The following is a 20,619-nucleotide window of genomic DNA, read 5'->3' on the forward strand; positions in this document are numbered from 1 at the left end:
TTGGCGGACGCGGCGATGAGGCCACAACTCAAGAACACGGCCTGGGAACGGGTCGGCGACGAGCTGCGGCTGGTGAACGACCCACGCGATCAGTTGATGATCGCCGACCCCGACGGGCTGGTGGAGAAGCTGCTCCAGCTGCTCGGCGAGGGCGGCAGGACCGTCCCCGAGCTCGCCGGCGAGCTCGGGCTCGACGAGGCCGACGTACGGGCCGCCGTCGAGGCGTTCGACGCCCAGCGGCTGCTGGAGGACGGCGATCGTCTCGGCAGGCTGGAGCCGGGCGCCGCCGAGCGGTACTTCAGCAACCTCGCCTTCTTCGAGTCGTTCGGCACGCTGGAGCGCAGCCGCGAGGATCTGCAGGAACGGCTGCGGCAGGCGCACGTGCTCGTGCTCGGCACCGGCGGGCTCAACTCCAACACGATCCCGCATCTGGCGGGGCTCGGCGTGGGCATGATGACCGTGCTCGACCGGGACGTCGTCGAGCCGCGCAACTTCGCCCGCCAGTACCTGTACCGCTGGGCCGACATCGGCGCCCGCAAGGCCGAACGGGCCGCGCAGTGGATCAGGGAGTTCGACCCGGGAATCCAGGTCGAGGCGATCGACGCCGACCTTGAGGGGCCCGAGCAGCTCGCTGAGCTGATCCGCCGCCTCGGTCCGGACGTCGTGGCCTCGGGTGTCGACCGTCCGAACCGGATCGACCTCTGGGTCAACGAGGCGTGCGTACGCGCCGGCGTGCCCTTCGTCCGCGGCGGCATGGCCGTCACCACGGGGACGGTGTGGTCGGTGCACCCGGGGGTCAGCGCCTGCCGCGCCTGCGTCCCCGCCGACCCGGCGAACCCGGCCGACTTCCCCGACCCCGACGACCCGGACATCGCGGGTGCGATCGCGGCGAACCGGCTGTTCGCCCGCCTGCCGCGGCCCAATCGCGGCATCGGTCCCGTGGCCGGGCTGCTCGGCGCGTTCGGCGCGTTCGAGGTGCTCCGCTACCTGACCGGTTTCGAGCCGCCGGCGTACGCCGGCCGGCCGCTCACCGTCGACTTCGCGCGCGGCTGCGCGACGAGCCAGACCGAGTGGCCACGCGACCCCGACTGTGCCGTCTGCGGAGGGAGGTGATCCTTGTGAAGCTCGAGATCAAGCGCATCGAGAACACCCGGCTGACCCAGCTGATCCACCCGGACTCCTGATCCGGGAGAGGAGCCGCGCTCCGGCGACGCCGGAGCGCGGCCCTCCCATGTCGGTGCCGTCATCGGTTGGAGACAGACAATGGCCACTTCTACGGATGAGGAACTGCGTGCCCGAGCGGCCCGTCTGACCGTCGCCCACGACGGCGAGGCGTGGATCCTCGGCCGCCCCGAGCTGGGCGTCTTCGTCGCGGTGCCGGAGCCGGGCGCTATCTTCGTCACCACGCTCCAGGACACCGGCTCTCTCGACGAGGCCACGGCTCGGGCCGGCGACGTCGCCGGGGAGCCGGTGGACGGAGCGGACTTCCTCGACGGGCTCACCGCCGCCGGGCTCCTCGACCCGCCTGGGGAGCAGCCCGACCCGCGCGGCCGGGTCAAGTGGATCGAGGGAGTGAGCCCGCGGACCGCACGACGGCTGTTCGGGCCCGTCGCCTGGTCCTTCTACGGGGCCGCCGCGGTGCTCTCCGCCGGGCTTCTGCTGTTGCGGCCCGAGCTGCGCCCGTCCTGGCAGGATGCCTGGTTCCTGCCCAGCCCCGGGCTCTCGGCGTTCATCTGGCTGCTGCTCGCCATGGCGTGCGGCGCCGTGCACGAGGCCTGGCACTGGCTGGCCGGCCGCGCGATCGACGTGCCGGCCGTGTTCCGGGTGAGCCATCGCGGCCTGTACCTGGTCTACGAGACCGACCTCACCCAGATCGTGACGGTGCCGCGCCATCGCCGCCACGGCGTGTACCTCGCCGGGATGGCCGTCGACGTCGTGCTGCTGGCGGCGTCGCTGGGCGCGCGGCTGCTCGGCGTGGGCGGCGTCGCCGGCGACTTCCTCGCCGCCGTGTCGCTCCTCCTGGTCGTCAACCTGGTCTGGCAGTGGGCCGCGCTGCCGCTGCGCAGCGACGCGTACGCGCTGCTGGCGAATGCGTTGCGCTGCCACAACCTCTACCGGGCGACCTGGCTGACGGCCAAGTCCCGGCTCTTCCGGCTCAGCCCGCCCGAGGCGAACGAGCTGGCGCAGATGTCGGAGCGCGACCGGAGCGTGGCGCGCTGGTTCGTGGTTCCGTACGTCGCCGGGGTCGCCGTCATGGGCTGGATGTTCGCCACCGTCGTGCTGCCGCTGGTCGTCTCCCTGGGGCAATGGGGGCTGGAGCAGCTCACGAGCGAATCGGTCACCTCGGCCGGCTTCTGGGAAGCGCTCGCCGTGGCCGTCTACATCGGCGTGCAGCTCTGCGTGCCGCCCGCTCTCGCACTGCGCGAGCGCCGGCTGCGCCGCTCGGGCCGGCTCCTCTGACGGCTTGCGTGTTCGTGGGCATGGGCCATAGAGCTGGTCCGATCGTGTTGCTGTAACCCTGCCGCCGGAATACCGGGACCGCCCACCAGCCCAGCACGAGATAGAACGCGGTCCGCGGTCAGACCCGCACGGGAGCCGCGAGGACGACGGCCGCCAGTCGCCACCGGCGCAGGCCGGCGAAATGGTCGATGACCTGGCGGGCACTGGTCGAGGTGACTTCCAGGCCCGTCAGGGTGGCGAACCTGCAATTCGGCGTTGCCCCGCGTAGGCAATTGCCGTCCGCGGTGTCCATTTGTGTCGTGCTGATGTGCGTCGCGGCTGGCTTGTGGTGGTCGGGGTCGATAACGCCGCACATCCGTTGGGGAATCAGTGATTTCTTTCTCCATGCCGACGTCGACGGCAATGGCGTGCTGTCGACCAGCGCCTGGATCGAGCTTGAGAGCCAGACGATCGCCCCATTCACCATCACGGATATCTCGATGTCCATTACGGGCCTGCTCCTGCTCCCTCCCGAGGACACGGAGGACGATCCCGCCGAGATCGCTGGCGGTGGCCGGGCTGGGCGGGGCCGGTCTGCTGGCCAAACACGGCTACCGCGAGCTGCCACCCGTGCTGCTCGCCGGGTGGTTCGCCGCCCTCGTCGTCCTGATCGCCGTGCTCTATCGCTCGGCCGACCGGCCGTATCTCCGCGCCACCCCGTCGGCCTCCGACGACGAGGTTCGCTTCCCATAGCGCGTCGAGCGCGGGCGCTCAGGCGTCCTCGCGCTGAGGGTTCTCCAGCCGGAAGAAGTTGCTCGGGCTGCCGTCGCTCCTGCGCTCCTGGTAGATGAAGTTCAGGCCACGCTCGTCGAACGTGGCGAACCACTCCTCCCAGCTCACGTGCCGGAGCTTGTCGCCGCCGTATCCCGGGAAGTCGAGGCGCAGCACGCCCAGGTGGTCGCCGTGCTCGGTGCCTTCGACGGTGGCCGGTTGCGCCTCCCGCTCCTCGGCCCACTGCCGGATCACCTCATGGCTCGTGGTCACCAGGCTGCGGCCGGCACGTTCCGGCTCCTCCTCCGGCGAGTGGATCTCCTGGGCGTACTTCAGGCTCTTTGAGCTGTCCGGCCCGCGGCGCGCTCCCCCGTCACCTGCTGGATCCTTGCGTTCAGCCATCCCTGTCTCACCTCCACTTCCCCCATACCCGGACTTATCGGACAAAACGACATAAACCACGACGGTCTCCGGCTTGGTACCGTGCCTGGGTCGCACCGTTTGGAGAGGATGGCACAGCGAGGATGCAGGCTTCAGAGGTCCGCCGCGCGGTGGCGGCGGCCATGGCGATCGCCTCGTCGCTCGGGCTGGCGGCCGACGACGCGGTCGTTCTTCATGACTCGAACAAGCTCACCCTGCGGCTGCTGCCGTGTGACGCCGTGGCCCGGGTGGCGCCCGTGGCGCAGCAGGTCGCGTGGTTCGAGGTGGAGCTTGCTCAGAGGCTGGCGGAGTCCGGTTGTCCTGTGGCTGCTCTCGACCCCCGTGTGGAGCCGCGCGTTCATGAGCGGGACGGGTTCGTGGTCACGCTGTGGACCTACTACGCGCCCGCGTCGTCTCGGGAGGTCTCGCCGGCCGAGTACGCCAAGGCGCTCGAACGGCTGCACGCGGGCATGCGTGAGGTCGATGTCCCGGTACCGCACTTCATGGATCGAGTCGAGCAGGCTCAGCGGCTCGTGGCGAGCCGTGATCTCACGCCGGAGCTCGCCGACGCGGATCGGGAGCTGCTCGGGGACACGTTGCGGAGTCTGAGGCGAGTGATCGGCGAGCGGGGCGGCGGCGGCGAGCAGTTGCTGCACGGCGAGCCGCACCCGGGCAACGTGCTCAGCACCGAGAACGGGTTGCTGTTCATCGATCTGGAGACGTGTTGCCGTGGGCCGGTCGAGTTCGATCTCGCTCATGCGCCCGAAGACGTCGGCCATCATTATGCGGGGGTCAGTCCGGACCTGCTGCGTGAGTGCCGGACCCTTGTGCTCGCGATCATCGCGACCTGGCGGTGGGAGCCAGGCGATCAGCTTCCGGACGGGCGGCGGCTGGGCGCGGAGTGGATCGACCGGATTCGGGCGCTCGGGTTCACCGCCGGCTGATCCAGGCGTGCAGGGGGACGTGGTCGGACCACGTGCTGCGGGCGTGGTCGGGGAAGCAGCGGCGGACGCGGCCGTCGGCGGCGAACAGGTAGTCGATCTTGCGTTTGCGCGTCGCGTACGTCCAGCGGTTGCGGGGGTCGCATTCGTCGCGGCCCTGGTAGGCGGTGGCGGCGGCGCGTGGCATCAGGTTGAGGTCGCCGCCGACGACGTCCGCGCCTAGCTTCAGCAGCTCGCGGAGCTGGGCGTGCCGGTAGGGGGCGCCCTTCTGGCGGTCGTCGTTCGCCATGCCGGAGGAGAGATGGGTGGTGCAGAACGTGCGGTCGGCCGTGCAGACCGCGAAGCGGCGCGGGCCCCACGGGGGTGAGGTGAGCGGGTGTATCTCGAAGCGGGTGTCGTTGCCGGCCACGGCCAGGGTGGCGCTCTGGGTTCCGCGTGGCTTGCCGGTTCGGTCGGGGTGGCACTGGTACGGGGAGCCGTCCGGGTGGGTGAGCGGGGCCGACTTGACGGTCCACGCCCGGCCGGTGCGGGCTTCCAGCTCGCGTTCGAGGTCGGCGTCAGCCCCGGTGCAGAACTCCTGGAGGAAGATCGCGTCGGTCTCGGTGGCCAGGACGGCGACGTGCCAGGCCAGGTCGGCGGTCGAGCGGCGGTAGAGGGGGCAGGCGCTGTTCGTGCCGGCGCAGACGTTCCAGGTCATCACGTGCAGGGTCGGCGCGGGGGTGGTCGGCGCCGACAGCAGGGCGGCGATGAGGATATGTCCGATCATCGTGGCAAATTTCAGCACATGTGACGCGGGTGCGCTTCAGGTCAGTTTTCAAGAAGCCTGACGCCCAGGCGCCTCCCTAACATGGGAAACGCCCAACAAGCCGCACCACAGGAGGAACCGGTATGAGCGCCGCGAAGAACACCAAAGCCACCACCTTCGAGGGCTTCTCTGAGGAGGAGCGTGCCGCGATGAAGGAGCACGCCCAGGAGCTGAAGAAGACGGCGCGGCGTGGCTCCAAGCAAGTCGACCTGGAGCCGGACGTACTCGCGAAGATCGCCGAGATGGAGGGGCCTGACCGGGAGATGGCCGAGCGCATCCACGCCATCATCAAGGCCAGCGCGCCCGAGCTCGCGCCGAAGCTCTGGTACGGCATGCCGGCCTACGCCAAGAACGGCAAGGTCCTCTGCTTCTTCCAGCCCGCCACGAAGTTCAAGACCCGCTACGCGACGCTGGGCTTCAACGACGTCGCGAACATCGACGAGGGCACCATGTGGCCGTCCGCCTACGCCCTCACCGACCTGGGCCCCGACGAGGAGGCGCGGATCGCCGCCCTCATGAAGAAGGCCGTGTCCGAGGGGGAGTGACCCGCTTTGTCCGCTGAGCTGTTGCGCGAGATCGATCGGCTGGTCGCCTATGACGAGCGGCAGCGGATGGTCCCGCGCGACCGTGAGCGGCTGGCGGCCGTCGTCGAGTCGGTACGGACGCAGGCCCCCGCCGACTACGCGACGCTGCGGGCGTTCGGGATCGGGCTGCTGGTCCTCGGCGAGCACGGCGAGGCGATCCGGCACCTCCACCGGGCGCTCGACCTGGCGGACAGCGGCGGCAGGAGGATCGCCGCGTCCATCAACCTGGCGGACGCCCATCGCTATTCGGGCGACGCGGCGACCGCGGAGAGCCTGTGCCGGGAGGCGCTCGCCGTCGCGCGGCGGGAGGCGCCCGAGCTGACGGGCTTCGCACTGCAGCATCTCGGGAAGACGCTCGCCGAGCTGGGACGCGTGCGGGAGGCACGGAGCACCCTGGAGGAGGCGCTGGCGCTGCGGGAGAGGGAGGGCGATCCCGAGCTGATCGCGCGCAGCCGGGCGGCCCTGCGGCTCCTTGAGTGAAAGTTTCAGCGAGGCCGCGCAGGTGGGCGGGTTTTCCCGGGCCGGCGCGTTGATGCGGGGCATGAGGGCTGCCTACGGTATTGACGGCGGTTTGCCCCCATCCGGTCAAGGAGTCCGTCATGCGGCGCGGTCGCGTCATCCCGGCTCTGGTCCTGGCCATGCTCGCGTTCCTGGTCACCCCGCCCGAGGCGCGGGCGCAGGCGGCAGGCGGGTTCGACTTCAACCGGGCGGAGGTCGCGGCCACGGGGCTGCAGGTGCCGTGGGCGATCGCGTTCCTGCCGGACGGCAGCGCGCTCGTGTCGGAGCGGGGCACCGGGCGGATCATGCAGGTACGCCCCGGGCAGCCGGCCACGGCGGTCGCCACGATCAGCGGGGTGAGCGCGTCGGGCGAGAGCGGCCTGCTGGGGATCGCCGTCTCGCCGACGTACGCGCAGGACGGCTGGGTGTACGCCTACTTCACCAGCACGGCCGGGGACAACCGGCTGGTCAGGCTGCGGCTCACCGCGCCCCAGACGCAGCCGGTGCTGCTGTCCGGAGTGCCGAGCGCGACGATCCATGACGGCGGGCGGCTGGCGTTCGGGCCGGACGGCATGCTGTACGTCTCCACCGGCGACGCCAACACCACCGCGAACGCGCAGAACCTCAACAGCCTGGCGGGCAAGATCCTGCGCCTGACGCCCGACGGCGGCGTGCCGGCGGGCAACCCGTTCCCCGGCTCGCTCGTCTACAGCTACGGCCACCGCAACGTGCAGGGCCTCGCGTGGGACGCGCAGGGCCGCATGTACGCCGCCGAGTTCGGCCAGAACACCTGGGACGAGATCAACCAGATCGTGGCGGGCGGCAACTACGGCTGGCCGACCTGCGAGGGCGTCTGCTCCGGCTCCTCCTTCCGCAACCCGATCGTCACCTGGGCGACGGCGGAGGCGTCGCCGAGCGGCCTGGCGCATGCGAACGGCACGCTCTTCGCGGCGGCGCTGCGCGGGCAGCGGGTGTGGGCCGTGCCGCTCACCCCGAACGGCACGGCGGGCACGCCGACAGCCGAGTTGCAGGGCGCGTACGGGCGGCTGCGGGCCGCCGCCGTGGGCCCGGACGGCTGGCTGTGGCTCTCGACCAGCAACCGGGACGGCCGTGGCACTCCGGTCGCCGCCGACGACCGCATCATCCGGGTCCCGCCGACCGGCGTCGGCCAGCCGGAGACCTGCACCGTGACCGCCACCACCCAGACCCAGTGGAGCAACGGGTACGTGATCCAGCCCGTCACGGTCACCAACACGAGCACCGCCACGCTCAACGGCTGGTCGGTCACGTTCACGCTGCCGGCCGGCCACACCATCACCAGCTCGTGGAACGCCGTCCTGACGGTGAACGGCCAGACCGTGACGGCGCGGAACGCCGCGCACAACGGCACGCTGGCCCCGGGGCAGAGCACGACGTTCGGGTTCCAGGCGATCCGGTCCGGCGGCGCGCAGTTCCCGTCCGGCTACCGCTGCGCCTGACGGCTGCGGATTGCCAGGAGCTCACTTTTTGCCCCACTCTGTGCGGGTGACACATGGACCGTTCCCGGAGGAACCGCCCGCGCTCACGCTCCGGGTGCTCGGTCCGCTCCAGGCCGAGGCGCACGGGCGGGACGTGGACCTCGGGCCCGCCAGGCAGCGGGCGGTGCTCGCGCGGCTGGCCGTGGCCGGCGGGCAGGTCGTGTCCACCGACCGGTTCATCGACGACCTGTGGCGAGGGCAGCCGCCGCCGAAGGCGCTGGCCGCGCTCCAGGTGTACGTCTCCAACCTGCGCCGCGTCCTGGAGCCCGACCGGCCGCCGCGCGCGCCGGCCCGGGTCGTCGTGAGCGCCCCGCCCGGCTACCGGTTGCGGCTGCAGGACGACGCCGTGGACGCCTGGCGGCTGCCCCGGATGGTCGAGGAGGCGGGGGCGGCGCTGCGTCAGGGGGCGGGGGCGGTCGCGTACGAGCTGCTGGACCGGGCGCTCGGGCTGTGGACGGGGGCGGCGTACGAGGAGTTCGCCGACGAGGAGTGGGCCGTTCCGGAGGTCGAGCGGCTGGCCGAGCTGCGGCTGCTCGCCGTGGAGCACCGGGCGGAGGCCGCGCTGCTGCTGGGCAGGCACGCGGCGGTCGTGGCGGAGCTGCGCGGGCACGTGGAGCGGCACCCGCTGCGGGAGAGCGGCGTACGGCTGCTGGCGCTGGCCTGCTACCGGGCGGGCGGGCAGGCGGAGGCGCTGACCGTGCTGCGGCGGGCCAGGGAGCGGCTGGCGGACGAGCTGGGCGTGGACCCCGGCCCGGAGCTGCGGGCCCTGGAACAGGACATCCTCCGGCACGCCGCCACGCTGAACGCCCCGGAGATGCCCAGGCCCACCACCGCCCAGCCCCAGCCGACCGCCCGACCAAGCCACCCCGGCCACCCTGCCCAGTCAAGCCACCCCGGGCACCCTGCCCAGTCAAGCCATCCCGGCCACCCTGCCCAGCCAAGCCATCCCGGCCGCACTGCCCAGCCAAGCCACCCCAGCCGGCCCGCCGGCCACCTGGAGCACACGGCGGCCCCCGTGCTCGTCGGCCGCGCCCGCGAGCTCGCGATCCTGCACGAGGAGGCCGCCCAGCCCACCCATCGCACCGTCTGGCTCGGCGGCGAGCCGGGCGCGGGCAAGAGCACGCTGGCCGAGGCGTTCGCCGCCGAGCTGGCCGGGCGCGGCTGGCGGGTGGCGTTCGGCCGCTGCCCGGAGACCGACGGCGGGGCCCCGCCCGCGTGGGCGTGGAGCGAGATCGTCCGCACGCTCGCCACAGAGCACCCGCCGGAGGACCCGGCCGGGCTGGCCCCGCTGCTGCACGACGGCGTCCCCATCCCCAACCAGTTCCTGCTCGCCAGGGCGGTCGCCGGCTATCTCGCCTCCTGCGCGCCCCTGCTGGTGGTGCTGGAGGACGTCCACCGCGCCGACGGCGAGACCCTGCACCTGCTGCGCCACCTGCCGCAGACCGCCCGGCTGCTGGTGGTGGCCACCTTCCGCCCCGCCGAGACCACCGAGGACCTGGGCACGACGCTGGCCGCGCTCGCGGCGGGCAGCCGGCACGTGGAGCTGTCAGGGCTGGGCGAGGACGCGGTCGCCGAGCTGCTGGAGCGCCACACCGAGCGGGCCCCCGACGCGGCGACCGTGCGCGCGGTGTGCGAGCGCACGCTGGGCAACCCGCTGTTCGTGTGCGAGATCGCCCGGCTGCTGGCCTCGGAGGGTCCGGGGGCCACGCGGGCGCTGCCGCCCGGCGTACGCGACCTGATCAGGCGCAGGATCGCCCGCCTGCCCGCCACGGCGCAGACCGTGCTGCGCAACGCCGCCGTCGTCGGCCGCGACGCGGACGTGGACGTGCTGGTCGCGCTGCAGGACGGCGACGAGGACACGGTGCTCGACGGCCTGGAGGCCGGCGTCATGACCGGCCTGCTGTCCGAGCCGGGCCCGGGGCGGGTGCGGTTCACGCACGTCCTGGTGCGGGAGGTGCTGTACGAGGACACGGCCCGGATCCGGCGCACCCGCCTGCACGGCCGCGTGGTGGCGGCCCTGGAGCGGCTGCGACCGGGCGAGGTGGCGGCGCTGGCGCACCACGCGCTGGAGGCCGGGACGCCGGGCGCGGTCGGCCACGCGAGGGCGGCGGCGGCGCAGGCGTCGGGGTTGCACGCGCACCGGGAGGCGGCGGCGCTGTACCGGGCGGCGCTGCCGTACGCGGGCGACGACGACACGCGGCTGGAGCTGCTGTGCGGCCTGGTGTCGGCGCTCGGCCACGCGGGCGACGTGGCCGGGGCGGTCGAGGCGCGGGCCGAGGCGGTCCTGCTGTCGCCGGGGGTGCGGGCGCTGACCTCGTACGACGCCCCGGTGATCTGGACGATCCAGCCCGACACCCGCTACGACGCGGAGTTCGTCGCGACCGTGGAGCGGGAGCTGGCCGCCGGGCACGGGCCGGAGGCGCGCTGCCGGCTGCTCGCCGCGCTGGTCTTCGCCGTGGAGGGCCACGACGACGAGCGGGTGGAGGCCGCCGGGGCCGAGGCGGTGGCGCTGGCCCGCGAGCTGGGCCGCCCCGACCTGCTGTGCCTGGCGCTCAACGCCCGCTACTTCTCGTTGCTCTCCCCCGAGCGGCGTGAGGAGCTGGCCGCGCTGGGCGAGGAGCTGCTGGAGCTGGGCCGCGCGCACCGGCTGGTCGGCTACCTGACGCTGGCCCACTTCGCGCTGCTCATGATCGCGCTCGGCCGGGGCGACCTGGAGGCGGCGGGCCGGCACGCCGACGCCGGCCTGGAGTCCTCCACGAGCGGCCAGCTCGGCCTGTCGCTGGTTGTCCTGTCGCTGTTCGGGGCGCTGCGCAAGCTCGTCGAGGGCGACTTCGACGCGGCCGAGGAGGCGTACACCGCGATCACCGGGCAGATGGCCGAGCGCGGCGTGGTGAACGCCGCGGCCATGGGCATGCTCAGCAGGTTCACGGTGCGCCTGGCGCGCGGCGACGTACGGGACTCGCTCCCCGAGCTGTCCGCCCTGCACGCGCGCCTGCCGAACCCCGAGACCCGCGAGCTGTACGCCCGCGCCCTTACCACGGTCGGCGAGCCGGACGCGGCCCGCCGGGTCTGGCGGCCCGGCGAGCGGCACTCGCGCGACTACTACTGGCTGCTGTGGGAGACGATGCACGCGCAGACCGCGGTGGCGCTCGGCGACCGGGAGACGGCCGCGCGCTGCTACGACACCCTGCTGCCCTGGGAGGACCGGGTGGCCGGGCTCAGCAGCGGCTCGGTCACGCTCGGTCCGGTCGCGCAGGTGCTGGGCGACCTGGCCCGGCTGCTGGAGCTGCCCGTGGCGGGCGCGCACTACGCGCGGGCGGCGCAGGTCGCCGAGCGGATCGGCTCGCCGCACTGGGCGGCGGCCGCCCGCGAAAGCCTCGAAGACGTCACAGGCTCCCGAAGATGAGCCGCTGGCGGCGGCGGTGCCCGCGGCTGAACACCGCGATCAGCGCGGCGAGCACCGGCCCCGCAGCCTTGCGCAGCTCGGCCAGCTCCTCAGGCCGCGCGTACTCCGCGATGCGCGGCAGGTCGAAGGCCGTGTCGCCGCCCTTGCGCACCTCGGTCTCGACCTTGTGCCAGTCGGACTCGGAGACGTACTTCTCGATGATCGGGAACAGCAGCCGCTCCTCCTCCTCGATGTGCTCGTCGAGCAGGTCGGCGAGGACGCCGAGGGTCTTGGCCAGGCGCCTGGCGGCGGCCGGGTCCTTGCCGAGCCCCCGGGCCGCCTGGGTGATCTCGTCCAGCAGCGGGTCGAGCTGGGTGTGGTCGTCGGTGAGGTCGGTCAGGTCCACCTCGGCCCCGGCCGAGCGGACGATCACCGGCCAGAGCACGTCGTCCTCGGCCTTGTGGTGGTGGTGGATGCCGGCGCACAGCTTGGTGGCGAACGTGGCGATGGCCTTGTACCGGGCGGCGTCGGCACGCTCGTCGCCGGCGGCGATGCCGTCCATCGTGCGGGCCAGGCGGCGCGTGTCGCCGCGCATGGCCCGGTGGGTGATGCGGAAGCCGATCGTGTTGGGCGCCATGGGGTCGCTCCTCTGCTAGGGGATGCCACCAGGGTGCGCCGCCGCTCTTAGGCCCTTCTTGGTGTGGACTTGGCGACCGCTAGAGCGCCTTGGCGTAGCAGCGCATCAGCGGCGCGCCGACGTAGCTGCCGTAGGGCTCGGTCAGCGTGTACGCGCACCGCTCGTACAGCGCGATGGCCTCCGGCTGCCGCAGGCCGGTGGCCAGGCGCAGCCGCCGGTGCCCCATGGCGAGTGCCAGCTCCTCCAGCGCGCCGAGCAGCGCCGTCGCGATCCCGCGGCCCCGGTGGGCGGGGGCGACGTACATGCGCTTGAGCTCGCCGGTCAGCGCGTCGGCGTCCTGCACCGCCCCGCAGCCGACCGCGCCGCCGTCCACGACCGCCACCAGGTACCGGGCTCCCGGCTTCACCTGCGAGCGCCCCTGGGGGCCGTAGCGGGCCACCAGCTCGGCGTAGGCCGCGTCGAGCAGCGTGCCGAGCTCCGCGTCGCCCAGCTCCCTTTCTTCGATCACCATGCCCGTCATCGTAGGGACGGCGATCAGAGGCCGAGCGCCTGGGCCGGGTCGGCGAGGATGCGCTGGATGACCAGCCCTGCCGCGCCGAGCACGGCCGCGTCCGCGCCGATCCCCGACACGACGAGCGGGGGCGGGGCGCCGCGCATCTGGGCGAGCCGGCCGCCGAGCCCGTCCCGCACGGGCCCGTCGAGCCAGGGGAAGAGCGGGGCGAAGACGCCGCCGAGCACGATCCTGCCGGGGTCCAGCAGGTGCACGGCGGAGGTGAGCGCCACCCCGAGCGCGTGCCCGGCCCGCGCGCACGCCTCCAGCGCCCGCGGCTCGCCCGCCTCCAGCTGCTCGACCAGCGCGGTCACCGACTCCAGGGGGCCGAGGAGAGCGTCCTGTCCCGCGTAGACCTCCAGGCAGCCCCGCCCGCCGCACCGGCAGGCGGGGCCGTCGGGCACGACGACGACGTGGCCCAGCTCGCCGGCCAGCCCGTACGTCCCCCGGAACAGCGCCCCGCCCACGACGAGCCCGGCGCCGATGCCGATCTCGCCGGAGACGTACAGGAAGTCGGCCTCCCGCGAGCCGAACCACAGCTCGCCGAGCGCCGCCAGGTTGGCCTCGTTGTCGATGGCGAGCGGCAGGTCGCCGGCGAGGTCCGCGACCCGTACGTCCCGCCAGCCGAGGTGCGGCGCGCTCCGCAGCACGCCGTCCTCCACGGTGCCGGGCACGGCCAGCGCGGCGCCCATGACGCGCAGCCCGCCGGCCTCGGCGGCCTCGATGGTCTCGCGGGCGAGGGCGCGCAGCAGGCCCAGGATCTCGGCGGGGTCGGAGTTGCGGTTGTCGGCGGGGCGGGTGCGGCGCAGGCGTACGGCGCGGGTCAGATCGACCACGCAGGCGGCCAGGTAGTCGATGTTGACCTCCAGCCCCAGCGTGGCCACGCGCTGCCCGCTCAGGCTGACGGCCACTCCCGGCCGGCCCCGCTCGCCGCCGCGCACGGCCCCGCGCTCGCTTACCACGCCGGCCTCCAGCAGGTCGGCGACCAGGCTGGAGACGGTGGTCTTGGTGAGCCCGGTCCGTTCGGCGAGCGCCGCGCGGGTATGGGGTCCGGTGCGGTGGATGGCGTCGAGCACTACGGCCAGGTTACGGGCGCGCATGGAATCATGCCGCACTCCTCTTGACGACACCCCGTCCACCTCCTCAGGATTATGTACAGATTATGGACTAAAGAACCGGAGCGCAGGGAAATGACCGCATTCACCCCGACCCCCGACGACCGCTTCACCTTCGGCCTCTGGACCGTCGGCTGGCAGGCCCGCGACCCGTTCGGCGACGCCTCCCGGGCCCCGCTCGACCCGGTCGAGACCGTGCACAAGCTCCACGAGCTCGGCGCGTACGGCGTCACCTTCCACGACGACGACCTGCTCGCCGTCGAGCCCGACCGCGACAAGGCCATCGCCGCCTTCAGGAAGGCCCTGGACGAGACCGGCATGAAGGTCCCCATGGCCACCACCAACCTCTTCACGCACCCCGTCTTCAAGGACGGCGCGTTCACCAGCAACGACCGCGACGTGCGCCGCTACGCCCTCCGCAAGGTCATGCGCAACGTCGACCTCGCCGCCTCGCTCGGCGCGCGGACGTACGTGTGCTGGGGCGGCCGCGAGGGTGCCGAGTCCGACGCCGCCAAGGACGTCAAGGCCGCGCTCGACCGCTACAAGGAGGGCCTGGACCTCCTCTGCCAGTACGTCATCGACAAGGGCTACGACATCCGCTTCGCCCTGGAGCCCAAGCCCAACGAGCCCCGCGGCGACATCCTGCTGCCCACGATCGGCCACGCCCTCGGCCTGATCGGCGAGCTGGAGCACCCCGAGATGGTCGGGCTCAACCCGGAGGTCGGCCACGAGCAGATGGCCGGGCTCAACTTCGTCCACGGCATCGCCCAGGCGCTCTGGCACGGCAAGCTCTTCCACATCGACCTCAACGGCCAGCACGGCCCCAAGTACGACCAGGACCTGATCTTCGGCCACGGCGACCTCAAGAGCGCGTTCTTCCTGGTCGACCTGCTGGAGAACGGCGGCTACGACGGCCCGCGCCACTTCGACTACAAGCCGCTGCGCACCGAGGACGCGCAGGACGTGTGGGACTCCGCCGCCGCCAACATGCGCACCTACCTCATCCTGCGCGAGAAGTCGCGCGCCTTCCGCGCCGACCCCGAGGTCCAGGAGGCCCTGGCCGCCTCCCGCGTGACCGAGCTGGCCCAGCCCACCCTCGCCGCCGGCGAGACCTGGCAGGACCTCGCCAAGGACGACTTCGACGTCGAGGAGGCCGCCGCCCGCGGCTTCCACTTCACCCGGCTCAACCAGCTCGCGCTCGAACACCTCATGGGGGTACGCGGATGAGCACACCGATCAGCGTCCAGCTCTACACCGTCAGGGATGCGCTGGCCGCCGATCGCGACGCCGTGCTGCGGCGGCTCGCCGGGATCGGTTACGCGGCGGTCGAGCCGTACGACCCGACCGCCGACCCGGAGGGCTTCCGCAGGGTGGCCGACGACCTCGGGTTACAGGTGTCGGCGACGCACGCGTACGCGCTGCTCACCGAGGACACCAACGCCGTGCTCGACGCGATCGCCACGATCGGCACCGATCTGGCGATCGTGCCGGGCGGCATCCCGCACGAGGAGTTCACCACCTCCGACGGCCTGCGGCGCACGGCCGACCTGCTCAACGGCCTGGCCGAGCGGGCGGCCGGGCACGGCGTGCGGATCGGCTACCACAACCACTGGTGGGAGATCGAGCCGCGGATCGACGGCAGGCACGCACTGGAGGCGCTGGCCGACCTGCTCGCGCCCGAGGTGTTCCTGGAGATCGACACCTACTGGGCGGCGGTCGGCGGCGCCGACGTGCCCGCCCTGCTCGGCCGCCTGGCAGGGCGCGTGCTCGCGCTGCACGTGAAGGACGGCCCGGTGGTCAAGGGCGAGCCGCACACCGCCGTGGGGGCGGGCGCGATGCCCGTGCCCGCCGTCCTGGCCGCCGCGCCGGACGCCTGGCGCGTCGTCGAGCTCGACGAGTGCGCCACCGACGTCTTCGCCGCGCTGGCCGACAGCCACGCCTACCTCACCTCACTGGAGGCCCGTTGACCGCAGGCCCCGTCGGCGTCGCCCTGGTCGGCGCCGGTGTCATCAGTGGCCAGTACCTCCGCAACCTCACCTCGTTCCCCGACGTGCGCGTGCTCGCCGTCGCCGACCTCGACGGCGGGCGGGCCGCCGCGGTGGCCCGCGAGCACGGCGTGCCCGTCTCGGGCTCGCTCGCCGACGTGCTCGCGCTGCCCGAGGTCGAGCTCGTCGTCAACCTCACCGTGCCGGCCGCGCACGCGGCCGTCGCGCTGGAGTCGCTGCGCGCCGGCAAGCACGTGTACGGCGAGAAGCCGTTCGCCATGGACCCCGCCGAGGGCGCCGCCATCCTCGCCGAGGCCGCCGCGCGCGGCCTGCGGGCGGGCGGCGCGCCCGACACCTTCTTAGGCGCGGGGCTGCAGTCCGCGCTGCACGCCCTGCGCTCCGGCCTCATCGGCGAGCCGGTCGCCGTCACGGCGGCCACGCAGAGCCTCGGCCCCGAGTCCTGGCACCCCAATCCCGAGTTCTTCTACCAGCCGGGCGGCGGCCCGCTGTACGACCTCGGCCCCTACTATCTGACCGCCCTGGTGTCCCTGCTCGGCCCGGTCGCCCGGGTCGCGGCGAGCACCCGCAGGGCCCGCGCGGAGCGCGTCGTGGGCTCCGGCCCCAAGGCCGGCACCACATTCCCCGTGGACGTGCCCACCCATGTCAACGCCCTGCTGGACTTCCCCGGCACGGCGACGGCGGCGGCCACGTTCAGCTTCGACTCCCCCGTCAACCGCAGGATGATCGAGATCACCGGCACGGAGGGCGCGCTCTCCCTGCCCGATCCCAACACCTTCGAGGGGCCGCTGCTGGCCCGTGGCGCGCACGACACGGACTGGCGCGAGCTGCCGGTCTCGGGCACCACCACGAGCCGGGGCATCGGCGTCCTGGACATGGCCAGGTCGCTTCGGGCGGGCACGCCGCACCGGGCCTCGGGCGAGCTGGCGTACCACGTGCTGGAGCTGATGGCCGCGATCGCCGAGGCGGGCGAGCGCGGCGAGTTCCGGGCGATCACCTCGACCCTGACCGCGCCCGAGCCGCTGCCCGACGGCTGGGACCCGCACGCCGCCACGCTGGCGTGAGACCGGGGGGCGCGGGTCGCACCCGCGCCCCCCGGCATTGCCAAAGGCCGGTCACTGCATGTATCACGGAGCGTAATCGAACGACCACGCTCGTCTCTTCACGAAGGTGATCACATGCGTGTCCTGATCCAGCTCCGTCCTGCGGCCGACGTCGTGGCGTCCGTGCTCGACCCCTTGGTCGCCAGCTCGGTGTCCGACGTCGTCGCCGACCTGCCCGGCGTCCTGCTCGACGAGGCGTACGGACCGGTGGCGGTGCCGCGCGCCAGGCCCAGCGCGGCCCACGGCGGCCCGCTCTCGCTCTCCTCGCGTGTGGAGTTCTCGCTGTCCCCCGAGCACGCCTCGGTGCTGGTGCGCGGCGAGATCCCCGACTCGGAGCTGCCGATCAGGCTCGCCCGCCTGCGGTCGGCGGTCCACGAGGTCGCCGGCGTCTACGCCGACCCGCGGATCAGCCCGGCCGGCCCCACCTGCGGCGGCGACGGCCCGGCCGGCGACTGGCAGGAGGTCAGGCGGCTGCTGGGCGCCGCCGACCTGTGGGAGCGGGGCCACGACGGCGAGGGCGTGACCGTCGCCGTCTGCGACACCGGCATCAACGCCGCGCACGTCCGTTCGGTCCTCGGCGAGGAGGTCAGGATCGACGCGGAGCGCAGCTGGGCGCCGCCCGGCGTCCGCAAGACCCCCGGCCGCTACCCCGTCGAGCACGGCACGATGTGCGCCTTCGACGCGCTGCTGCCCGCGCCGAATGCCACCCTGCTCGACATCCCCATCCTGCTCTCGCGGCAGGGCGACATGACGGGCCTGCTCTCCGACGCCGTCGCCGCCTACTCCCACCTGCGCGACGTGCTCAACGCCATGCCGCAGGAGTCGAGGTCGCTGGTGGTCTCCAACAGCTGGGGCCTGTTCAGCCCCGAGCACGACCTGCCGCCCGGCCACCCCGGCAACTACTCCGACAACCCGGCGCACCCGTTCAACCTGATCGTGGGCAGCCTGGCCGACGCGGGCGCCGACATCGTCTTCGCGGCCGGCAACTGCGGGCGCGACTGCCCCGACGGGCGCTGCGGCTTCCGCGAGCGGCCGATCGTCGGCGCCAACGGCCATCCCGACGTGCTGTCCGTCGGCGGGGTGAACGTCCGCGGCGAGCGCGTCGGCTACTCCTCCCAGGGGCCGGGCCGGCTCGCCGAACGCAAGCCCGACCTGTGCGCCTACACGCACTTCGCCGGCTCGGGCGCGGTCGGCGAGGCCGACACCGGCACCTCCGCCGCCTGCCCCGTCGCGGCCGGGGTGGTGGCCGCCGTCCGCACCGCCCGCCCGGCCGCGCAGCTCTCCCCCGAGCAGCTGCGCACCCAGCTCAACCGCACGGCCGACGACCGCAGCGCCGTCGGCTACGACTACGACTACGGCTGGGGCGTCATCGACCCGCCCGCCGCGCTCGCCGCCCTCAGTCGCGCCCGCGCGGCCTGACGTGATCCTGCTCCAGGTCCGCCTGCCGCCCGGCGCCACCCTCGCCGACGCCCTGGAAACCCTTGGCCTGACCGAGGAGGAGGTCGACGCCGGTTACGGTCTGGTGCCCGTCCTCCCCGAGGCCGGGCTGCACGTCCTGCGCGTCACGGAGGAGGCCGGCCGCCGGGTCGGCGGGCAGGTCTTCTCGGATCCGCCGATCGAACCCGGCTGATCCGTTGGCTCCGGCCATCCAGAACCGGGACAATAGCCCGATGGTTGAACGTGGTGATGGCGACTGGGTGTCCAGGTTCGCGGACGAGGTGATCTCCGAGGCGGAGCGGCGCGGCACCGGCCACCCGATTGTCTGCGCCTCCGGTCTCAGCCCCTCGGGCCCGATCCACCTGGGCAACCTGCGCGAGATCATGACCCCTCATCTGGTGGCCGACGAGCTGCGGCGGCGCGGCGTGCCCTGCGACCACCTGCTCTCGTGGGACGACTACGACCGCTTCCGCCGGGTGCCCGCGGGCATCGACCCGTCCTGGGCGGAGCACATCGGCAAGCCGCTGACCGCGGTGCCCGCGCCGCCCGGCAGCCCGCACCCCAACTGGGCCGAGCACTTCAAGGCCCCGATGATCGAGGCCATGGCCGCGCTCGGCGTGCGGTGCCGGATGATCAGCCAGACCGAGCAGTACACCTCGGGGGCCTACCGGGAGCGGATCCTGCTGGCGATGCGCGAGCGGGCGGCGATCGACGCCGTGCTGTCGCGGCACCGCACCAAGCAGGCCGAGCAGCCCGAGGAGCCCGAGCGTCCCGGCGAATACTTCCCCTACCGGCCCTACTGCGAGCTGTGCGGGCGCGACCTCACCACGGTCACCGCGTACGACGACGAGAGCACCGAGCTGGCCTACACCTGCGAGTGCGGCTTCGGCGAGACCGTACGCCTGGCCGAGCACGACCAGGGCAAGCTGGTGTGGAAGGTCGACTGGCCGATGCGGTGGGCGTACGAAGGGGTGCTGTTCGAGCCGTCCGGCGTCGACCACCACTCGCCCGGCTCGGCGTGGACGGTCGGCGGCCAGATCGTCGGCGAGGTGTTCGGCGGCGAGCGGCCCATCGGCCCCATGTACGCCTTCGTCGGCATCACCGGCATGGCCAAGATGAGCAGCTCCAAGGGCGACGTGCCGACCCCGTCCGACGCCCTGGAGATCATGGAGGCCCCGGTGCTGCGCTGGCTGTACGCCCGCCGCAAGCCGGCCCAGTCCTTCAAGATCGCCTTTGACCAGGAGATCCACCGGCTCTACGACGAGTGGGACGCCCTCGGCCGCAAGGTCGCCGCCGGGCAGGCGCAGCCGGCCGAGCTGGCCGCGTACGAGCGGGCGGTCACCACCGCCGACGGCCCGCTGCCGGCGACCCCGCACCCGGTCCCCTACCGCACGCTGGCCTCCATCGCCGACGTCACGACCGGCGACGCCGAGCAGACCCTGCGCATCCTGCGCGACCTCGACGGCGTCGCCGGGCTCGACGCCGCCGCGCCGCGCCTGGACCGCGCGCAGCGCTGGGTGGAGCTGCACCTGCCCGCCGACCAGCGCACACGGGTGCGCGAGGAGCCGGACGAGAGCCTGCTCGACTCGCTCGGCCCGGACGAGCGCGAGTCGCTGCGGCTGCTGGCCGACGGCCTCGACGACTGGTCGCTGGACGGGCTGACCACGCTGGTGTACGGCGTGCCCAAGCTCCAGGCGGGCCTGCCCGCCGACGCCGCCGCGACCCCGGAGCTGAAGGCCGCCCAGCGGGCCTTCTTCGCCCTCCTTTACCGGCTGCTCGTCGGCCGCGACACCGGCCCGCGCCTGCCCACACTGCTACTCGCGGTGGGTGCCGACCGCGTACGCAAGCTGGTCGGCGCATGAGCGCCTTCCTCATCACCGGCATCATGGCCTCGGGCAAGAGCACGGTGGCCCAGCGGCTGGCCGAACGCCTGCCGCGGGCCGCCCACGTGCGCGGCGACGCCTTCCGCCGGATGGTGGTCTCCGGCCGCGCCGAGATGACCCCCGAGCCGTCGGAAGAGGCGCTCCGCCAGCTCCGCCTGCGCTATCGTCTCACCGCGACCGCCGCCGACCTGTACGCCGAGGCCGGCTTCACCCCGGTCGTCCAGGACGTCGTGCTCGGCGCCGAGCTGGAGCACCTCGTCAACCTGATCCGCACCCGCCCCCTGCACGTGGTCGTGCTGGCGCCCCGGCCCGAGATAGTGGCGGCGCGGGAGCAAGGTCGGGTCAAGACCGGCTATGCGGGCGGATGGACACCGGCCATGCTCGACGCCGTGCTTCGCCGCGAAACGCCCCGGCTCGGCCTATGGCTGGACACCTCGGAGCAAACCCCCGAGGAGACGGTCGACAAAATCATCACTAGATGGGATGAAGCGATAATCGTCAAATCATAGAACGATCTATGCAAGGCGCTGT

General features: G+C 73.1%; 21 protein-coding genes. 15 read left to right on the plus strand and 6 right to left on the minus strand.

Annotated features, from left to right (window positions below):
• The first annotated feature begins 15 nt into the window (after positions 1 to 15).
• Together ACBR40_RS29905 and ACBR40_RS29910 are read left to right on the plus strand one after the other, a co-directional pair.
• Complete coding sequence (locus tag ACBR40_RS29905) at positions 16 to 1,113, plus strand: ThiF family adenylyltransferase (RefSeq protein WP_371250895.1); 1,098 nt, start codon at positions 16 to 18, stop codon at positions 1,111 to 1,113.
• Positions 1,114 to 1,263: 150 nt separating this feature from the next.
• Entirely contained in the window at positions 1,264 to 2,460 is a 1,197-nt protein-coding gene (locus ACBR40_RS29910) for a hypothetical protein (RefSeq protein WP_371250896.1), read from the plus strand.
• Positions 2,461 to 2,578: 118 nt separating this feature from the next.
• Here the strand turns inward: ACBR40_RS29910 and ACBR40_RS29915 are convergent, their stop codons facing one another.
• Entirely contained in the window at positions 2,579 to 2,947 is a 369-nt protein-coding gene (locus ACBR40_RS29915) for a hypothetical protein (RefSeq protein WP_371250897.1), read from the minus strand.
• Between the two features lie 62 nt (positions 2,948 to 3,009).
• On the opposite strand from ACBR40_RS29915, the gene ACBR40_RS29920 reads away from it, so the two are divergent.
• Positions 3,010 to 3,192, plus strand: coding sequence for a hypothetical protein (locus tag ACBR40_RS29920; RefSeq protein WP_371250898.1), 183 nt, complete (start codon positions 3,010 to 3,012; stop codon positions 3,190 to 3,192).
• Positions 3,193 to 3,210: 18 nt separating this feature from the next.
• Here the strand turns inward: ACBR40_RS29920 and ACBR40_RS29925 are convergent, their stop codons facing one another.
• A complete protein-coding gene (locus ACBR40_RS29925) occupies positions 3,211 to 3,612 on the minus strand; it encodes a hypothetical protein (protein ID WP_371250899.1) in 402 nt (133 codons plus the stop codon).
• A 122-nt stretch (positions 3,613 to 3,734) separates the two neighbouring features.
• Between ACBR40_RS29925 and ACBR40_RS29930 the strand changes: the two genes are divergently transcribed.
• The gene (locus ACBR40_RS29930) at positions 3,735 to 4,574 is read left to right on the plus strand and encodes a phosphotransferase enzyme family protein (RefSeq protein ID WP_371250900.1); all 840 of its coding nucleotides are present in this window, start codon (positions 3,735 to 3,737) and stop codon (positions 4,572 to 4,574) included.
• Here ACBR40_RS29930 and ACBR40_RS29935 read toward each other — a convergent pair.
• Positions 4,561 to 5,337: an endonuclease/exonuclease/phosphatase family protein gene (locus ACBR40_RS29935; RefSeq protein ID WP_371250901.1), complete on the minus strand. Its 777-nt coding sequence runs from the start codon at positions 5,335 to 5,337 to the stop codon at positions 4,561 to 4,563. The two genes, ACBR40_RS29930 and ACBR40_RS29935, sit on opposite strands and share 14 nt — an antisense overlap.
• A 122-nt stretch (positions 5,338 to 5,459) precedes the next feature.
• On the opposite strand from ACBR40_RS29935, the gene ACBR40_RS29940 reads away from it, so the two are divergent.
• From ACBR40_RS29940 to ACBR40_RS29955, 4 genes are all read left to right on the plus strand, one after another.
• Complete coding sequence (locus tag ACBR40_RS29940; RefSeq protein ID WP_371250902.1) at positions 5,460 to 5,921, plus strand: iron chaperone; 462 nt, start codon at positions 5,460 to 5,462, stop codon at positions 5,919 to 5,921.
• Positions 5,922 to 5,942: 21 nt separating this feature from the next.
• Positions 5,943 to 6,440 carry a tetratricopeptide repeat protein gene (locus tag ACBR40_RS29945; RefSeq protein ID WP_371250903.1) on the plus strand — a complete coding sequence of 166 codons (498 nt, stop codon included), beginning with the start codon at positions 5,943 to 5,945 and terminating at the stop codon, positions 6,438 to 6,440.
• A gap of 119 nt (positions 6,441 to 6,559) precedes the next feature.
• Entirely contained in the window at positions 6,560 to 7,936 is a 1,377-nt protein-coding gene (locus ACBR40_RS29950; RefSeq protein ID WP_371250904.1) for a PQQ-dependent sugar dehydrogenase, read from the plus strand.
• A gap of 46 nt (positions 7,937 to 7,982) precedes the next feature.
• Complete coding sequence (locus ACBR40_RS29955; RefSeq protein ID WP_371250905.1) at positions 7,983 to 11,381, plus strand: BTAD domain-containing putative transcriptional regulator; 3,399 nt, start codon at positions 7,983 to 7,985, stop codon at positions 11,379 to 11,381.
• On the opposite strand, the gene ACBR40_RS29960 is transcribed toward ACBR40_RS29955, so the two are convergent.
• The 3 genes from ACBR40_RS29960 to ACBR40_RS29970 all read right to left on the minus strand — a co-directional run bounded on the left by ACBR40_RS29960 (position 11,362) and on the right by ACBR40_RS29970 (position 13,647).
• Positions 11,362 to 11,997 carry a hemerythrin domain-containing protein gene (locus ACBR40_RS29960; RefSeq protein ID WP_344208497.1) on the minus strand — a complete coding sequence of 212 codons (636 nt, stop codon included), beginning with the start codon at positions 11,995 to 11,997 and terminating at the stop codon, positions 11,362 to 11,364. The genes ACBR40_RS29955 and ACBR40_RS29960 overlap by 20 nt on opposite strands.
• Positions 11,998 to 12,076: 79 nt before the next feature.
• A complete protein-coding gene (locus ACBR40_RS29965) occupies positions 12,077 to 12,508 on the minus strand; it encodes a GNAT family N-acetyltransferase (protein WP_344208499.1) in 432 nt (143 codons plus the stop codon).
• 23 nt (positions 12,509 to 12,531) lie between these two features.
• Complete coding sequence (locus tag ACBR40_RS29970; RefSeq protein WP_344208501.1) at positions 12,532 to 13,647, minus strand: ROK family transcriptional regulator; 1,116 nt, start codon at positions 13,645 to 13,647, stop codon at positions 12,532 to 12,534.
• A gap of 90 nt (positions 13,648 to 13,737) precedes the next feature.
• Between ACBR40_RS29970 and xylA the strand changes: the two genes are divergently transcribed.
• From xylA to ACBR40_RS30005, 7 genes are all read left to right on the plus strand, one after another.
• Complete coding sequence (xylA, locus tag ACBR40_RS29975) at positions 13,738 to 14,889, plus strand: xylose isomerase (protein WP_344208503.1); 1,152 nt, start codon at positions 13,738 to 13,740, stop codon at positions 14,887 to 14,889.
• Positions 14,886 to 15,629 (plus strand): sugar phosphate isomerase/epimerase family protein, encoded by a 744-nt coding sequence (locus ACBR40_RS29980; protein ID WP_371250906.1) that lies wholly within the window; start codon positions 14,886 to 14,888, stop codon positions 15,627 to 15,629. The genes xylA and ACBR40_RS29980 overlap by 4 nt, the downstream gene beginning before the upstream one ends.
• On the plus strand, positions 15,626 to 16,729 hold the full coding sequence (locus ACBR40_RS29985) for a Gfo/Idh/MocA family protein (RefSeq protein ID WP_371250907.1): 1,104 nt from the start codon (positions 15,626 to 15,628) through the stop codon (positions 16,727 to 16,729). Before ACBR40_RS29980 ends, ACBR40_RS29985 begins: the two co-directional genes overlap by 4 nt.
• Before the next feature lie 114 nt (positions 16,730 to 16,843).
• Entirely contained in the window at positions 16,844 to 18,187 is a 1,344-nt protein-coding gene (locus ACBR40_RS29990; RefSeq protein ID WP_371250908.1) for a S8 family serine peptidase, read from the plus strand.
• A gap of 1 nt (position 18,188) precedes the next feature.
• Positions 18,189 to 18,398, plus strand: coding sequence for a hypothetical protein (locus tag ACBR40_RS29995; RefSeq protein ID WP_344208511.1), 210 nt, complete (start codon positions 18,189 to 18,191; stop codon positions 18,396 to 18,398).
• A gap of 40 nt (positions 18,399 to 18,438) precedes the next feature.
• A complete protein-coding gene (lysS, locus tag ACBR40_RS30000; RefSeq protein WP_371250909.1) occupies positions 18,439 to 20,067 on the plus strand; it encodes a lysine--tRNA ligase in 1,629 nt (542 codons plus the stop codon).
• Entirely contained in the window at positions 20,064 to 20,597 is a 534-nt protein-coding gene (locus ACBR40_RS30005) for an AAA family ATPase (protein WP_371250910.1), read from the plus strand. The genes lysS and ACBR40_RS30005 overlap by 4 nt, the downstream gene beginning before the upstream one ends.
• Positions 20,598 to 20,619 lie beyond the last annotated feature (22 nt).

The sequence above is a fragment of the Nonomuraea sp. AD125B genome, from assembly GCF_041402765.1.
Taxonomy (GTDB): Bacteria; Actinomycetota; Actinomycetes; order Streptosporangiales; family Streptosporangiaceae; genus Nonomuraea; species Nonomuraea bangladeshensis.

Excerpts from the sequence above, each read along its gene's own strand:
- ACBR40_RS29905 (WP_371250895.1), top strand. The coding sequence starts at position 16 with ATGAGGCCACAACTCAAGAACACGGCCTGGGAACGGGTCGGCGACGAG.
- ACBR40_RS29910 (WP_371250896.1), top strand. The coding sequence starts at position 1,264 with ATGGCCACTTCTACGGATGAGGAACTGCGTGCCCGAGCGGCCCGTCTG.
- ACBR40_RS29915 (WP_371250897.1), bottom strand. The coding sequence starts at position 2,947 with ATGGACATCGAGATATCCGTGATGGTGAATGGGGCGATCGTCTGGCTC.
- ACBR40_RS29925 (WP_371250899.1), bottom strand. The coding sequence starts at position 3,612 with ATGGCTGAACGCAAGGATCCAGCAGGTGACGGGGGAGCGCGCCGCGGG.
- ACBR40_RS29930 (WP_371250900.1), top strand. The coding sequence starts at position 3,735 with ATGCAGGCTTCAGAGGTCCGCCGCGCGGTGGCGGCGGCCATGGCGATC.
- ACBR40_RS29935 (WP_371250901.1), bottom strand. The coding sequence starts at position 5,337 with ATGATCGGACATATCCTCATCGCCGCCCTGCTGTCGGCGCCGACCACC.
- ACBR40_RS29940 (WP_371250902.1), top strand. The coding sequence starts at position 5,460 with ATGAGCGCCGCGAAGAACACCAAAGCCACCACCTTCGAGGGCTTCTCT.
- ACBR40_RS29950 (WP_371250904.1), top strand. The coding sequence starts at position 6,560 with ATGCGGCGCGGTCGCGTCATCCCGGCTCTGGTCCTGGCCATGCTCGCG.
- ACBR40_RS29960 (WP_344208497.1), bottom strand. The coding sequence starts at position 11,997 with ATGGCGCCCAACACGATCGGCTTCCGCATCACCCACCGGGCCATGCGC.
- ACBR40_RS29965 (WP_344208499.1), bottom strand. The coding sequence starts at position 12,508 with ATGGTGATCGAAGAAAGGGAGCTGGGCGACGCGGAGCTCGGCACGCTG.
- ACBR40_RS29970 (WP_344208501.1), bottom strand. The coding sequence starts at position 13,647 with ATGCGCGCCCGTAACCTGGCCGTAGTGCTCGACGCCATCCACCGCACC.
- xylA (WP_344208503.1), top strand. The coding sequence starts at position 13,738 with ATGACCGCATTCACCCCGACCCCCGACGACCGCTTCACCTTCGGCCTC.
- ACBR40_RS29980 (WP_371250906.1), top strand. The coding sequence starts at position 14,886 with ATGAGCACACCGATCAGCGTCCAGCTCTACACCGTCAGGGATGCGCTG.
- ACBR40_RS29990 (WP_371250908.1), top strand. The coding sequence starts at position 16,844 with ATGCGTGTCCTGATCCAGCTCCGTCCTGCGGCCGACGTCGTGGCGTCC.
- lysS (WP_371250909.1), top strand. The coding sequence starts at position 18,439 with ATGGTTGAACGTGGTGATGGCGACTGGGTGTCCAGGTTCGCGGACGAG.
- ACBR40_RS30005 (WP_371250910.1), top strand. The coding sequence starts at position 20,064 with ATGAGCGCCTTCCTCATCACCGGCATCATGGCCTCGGGCAAGAGCACG.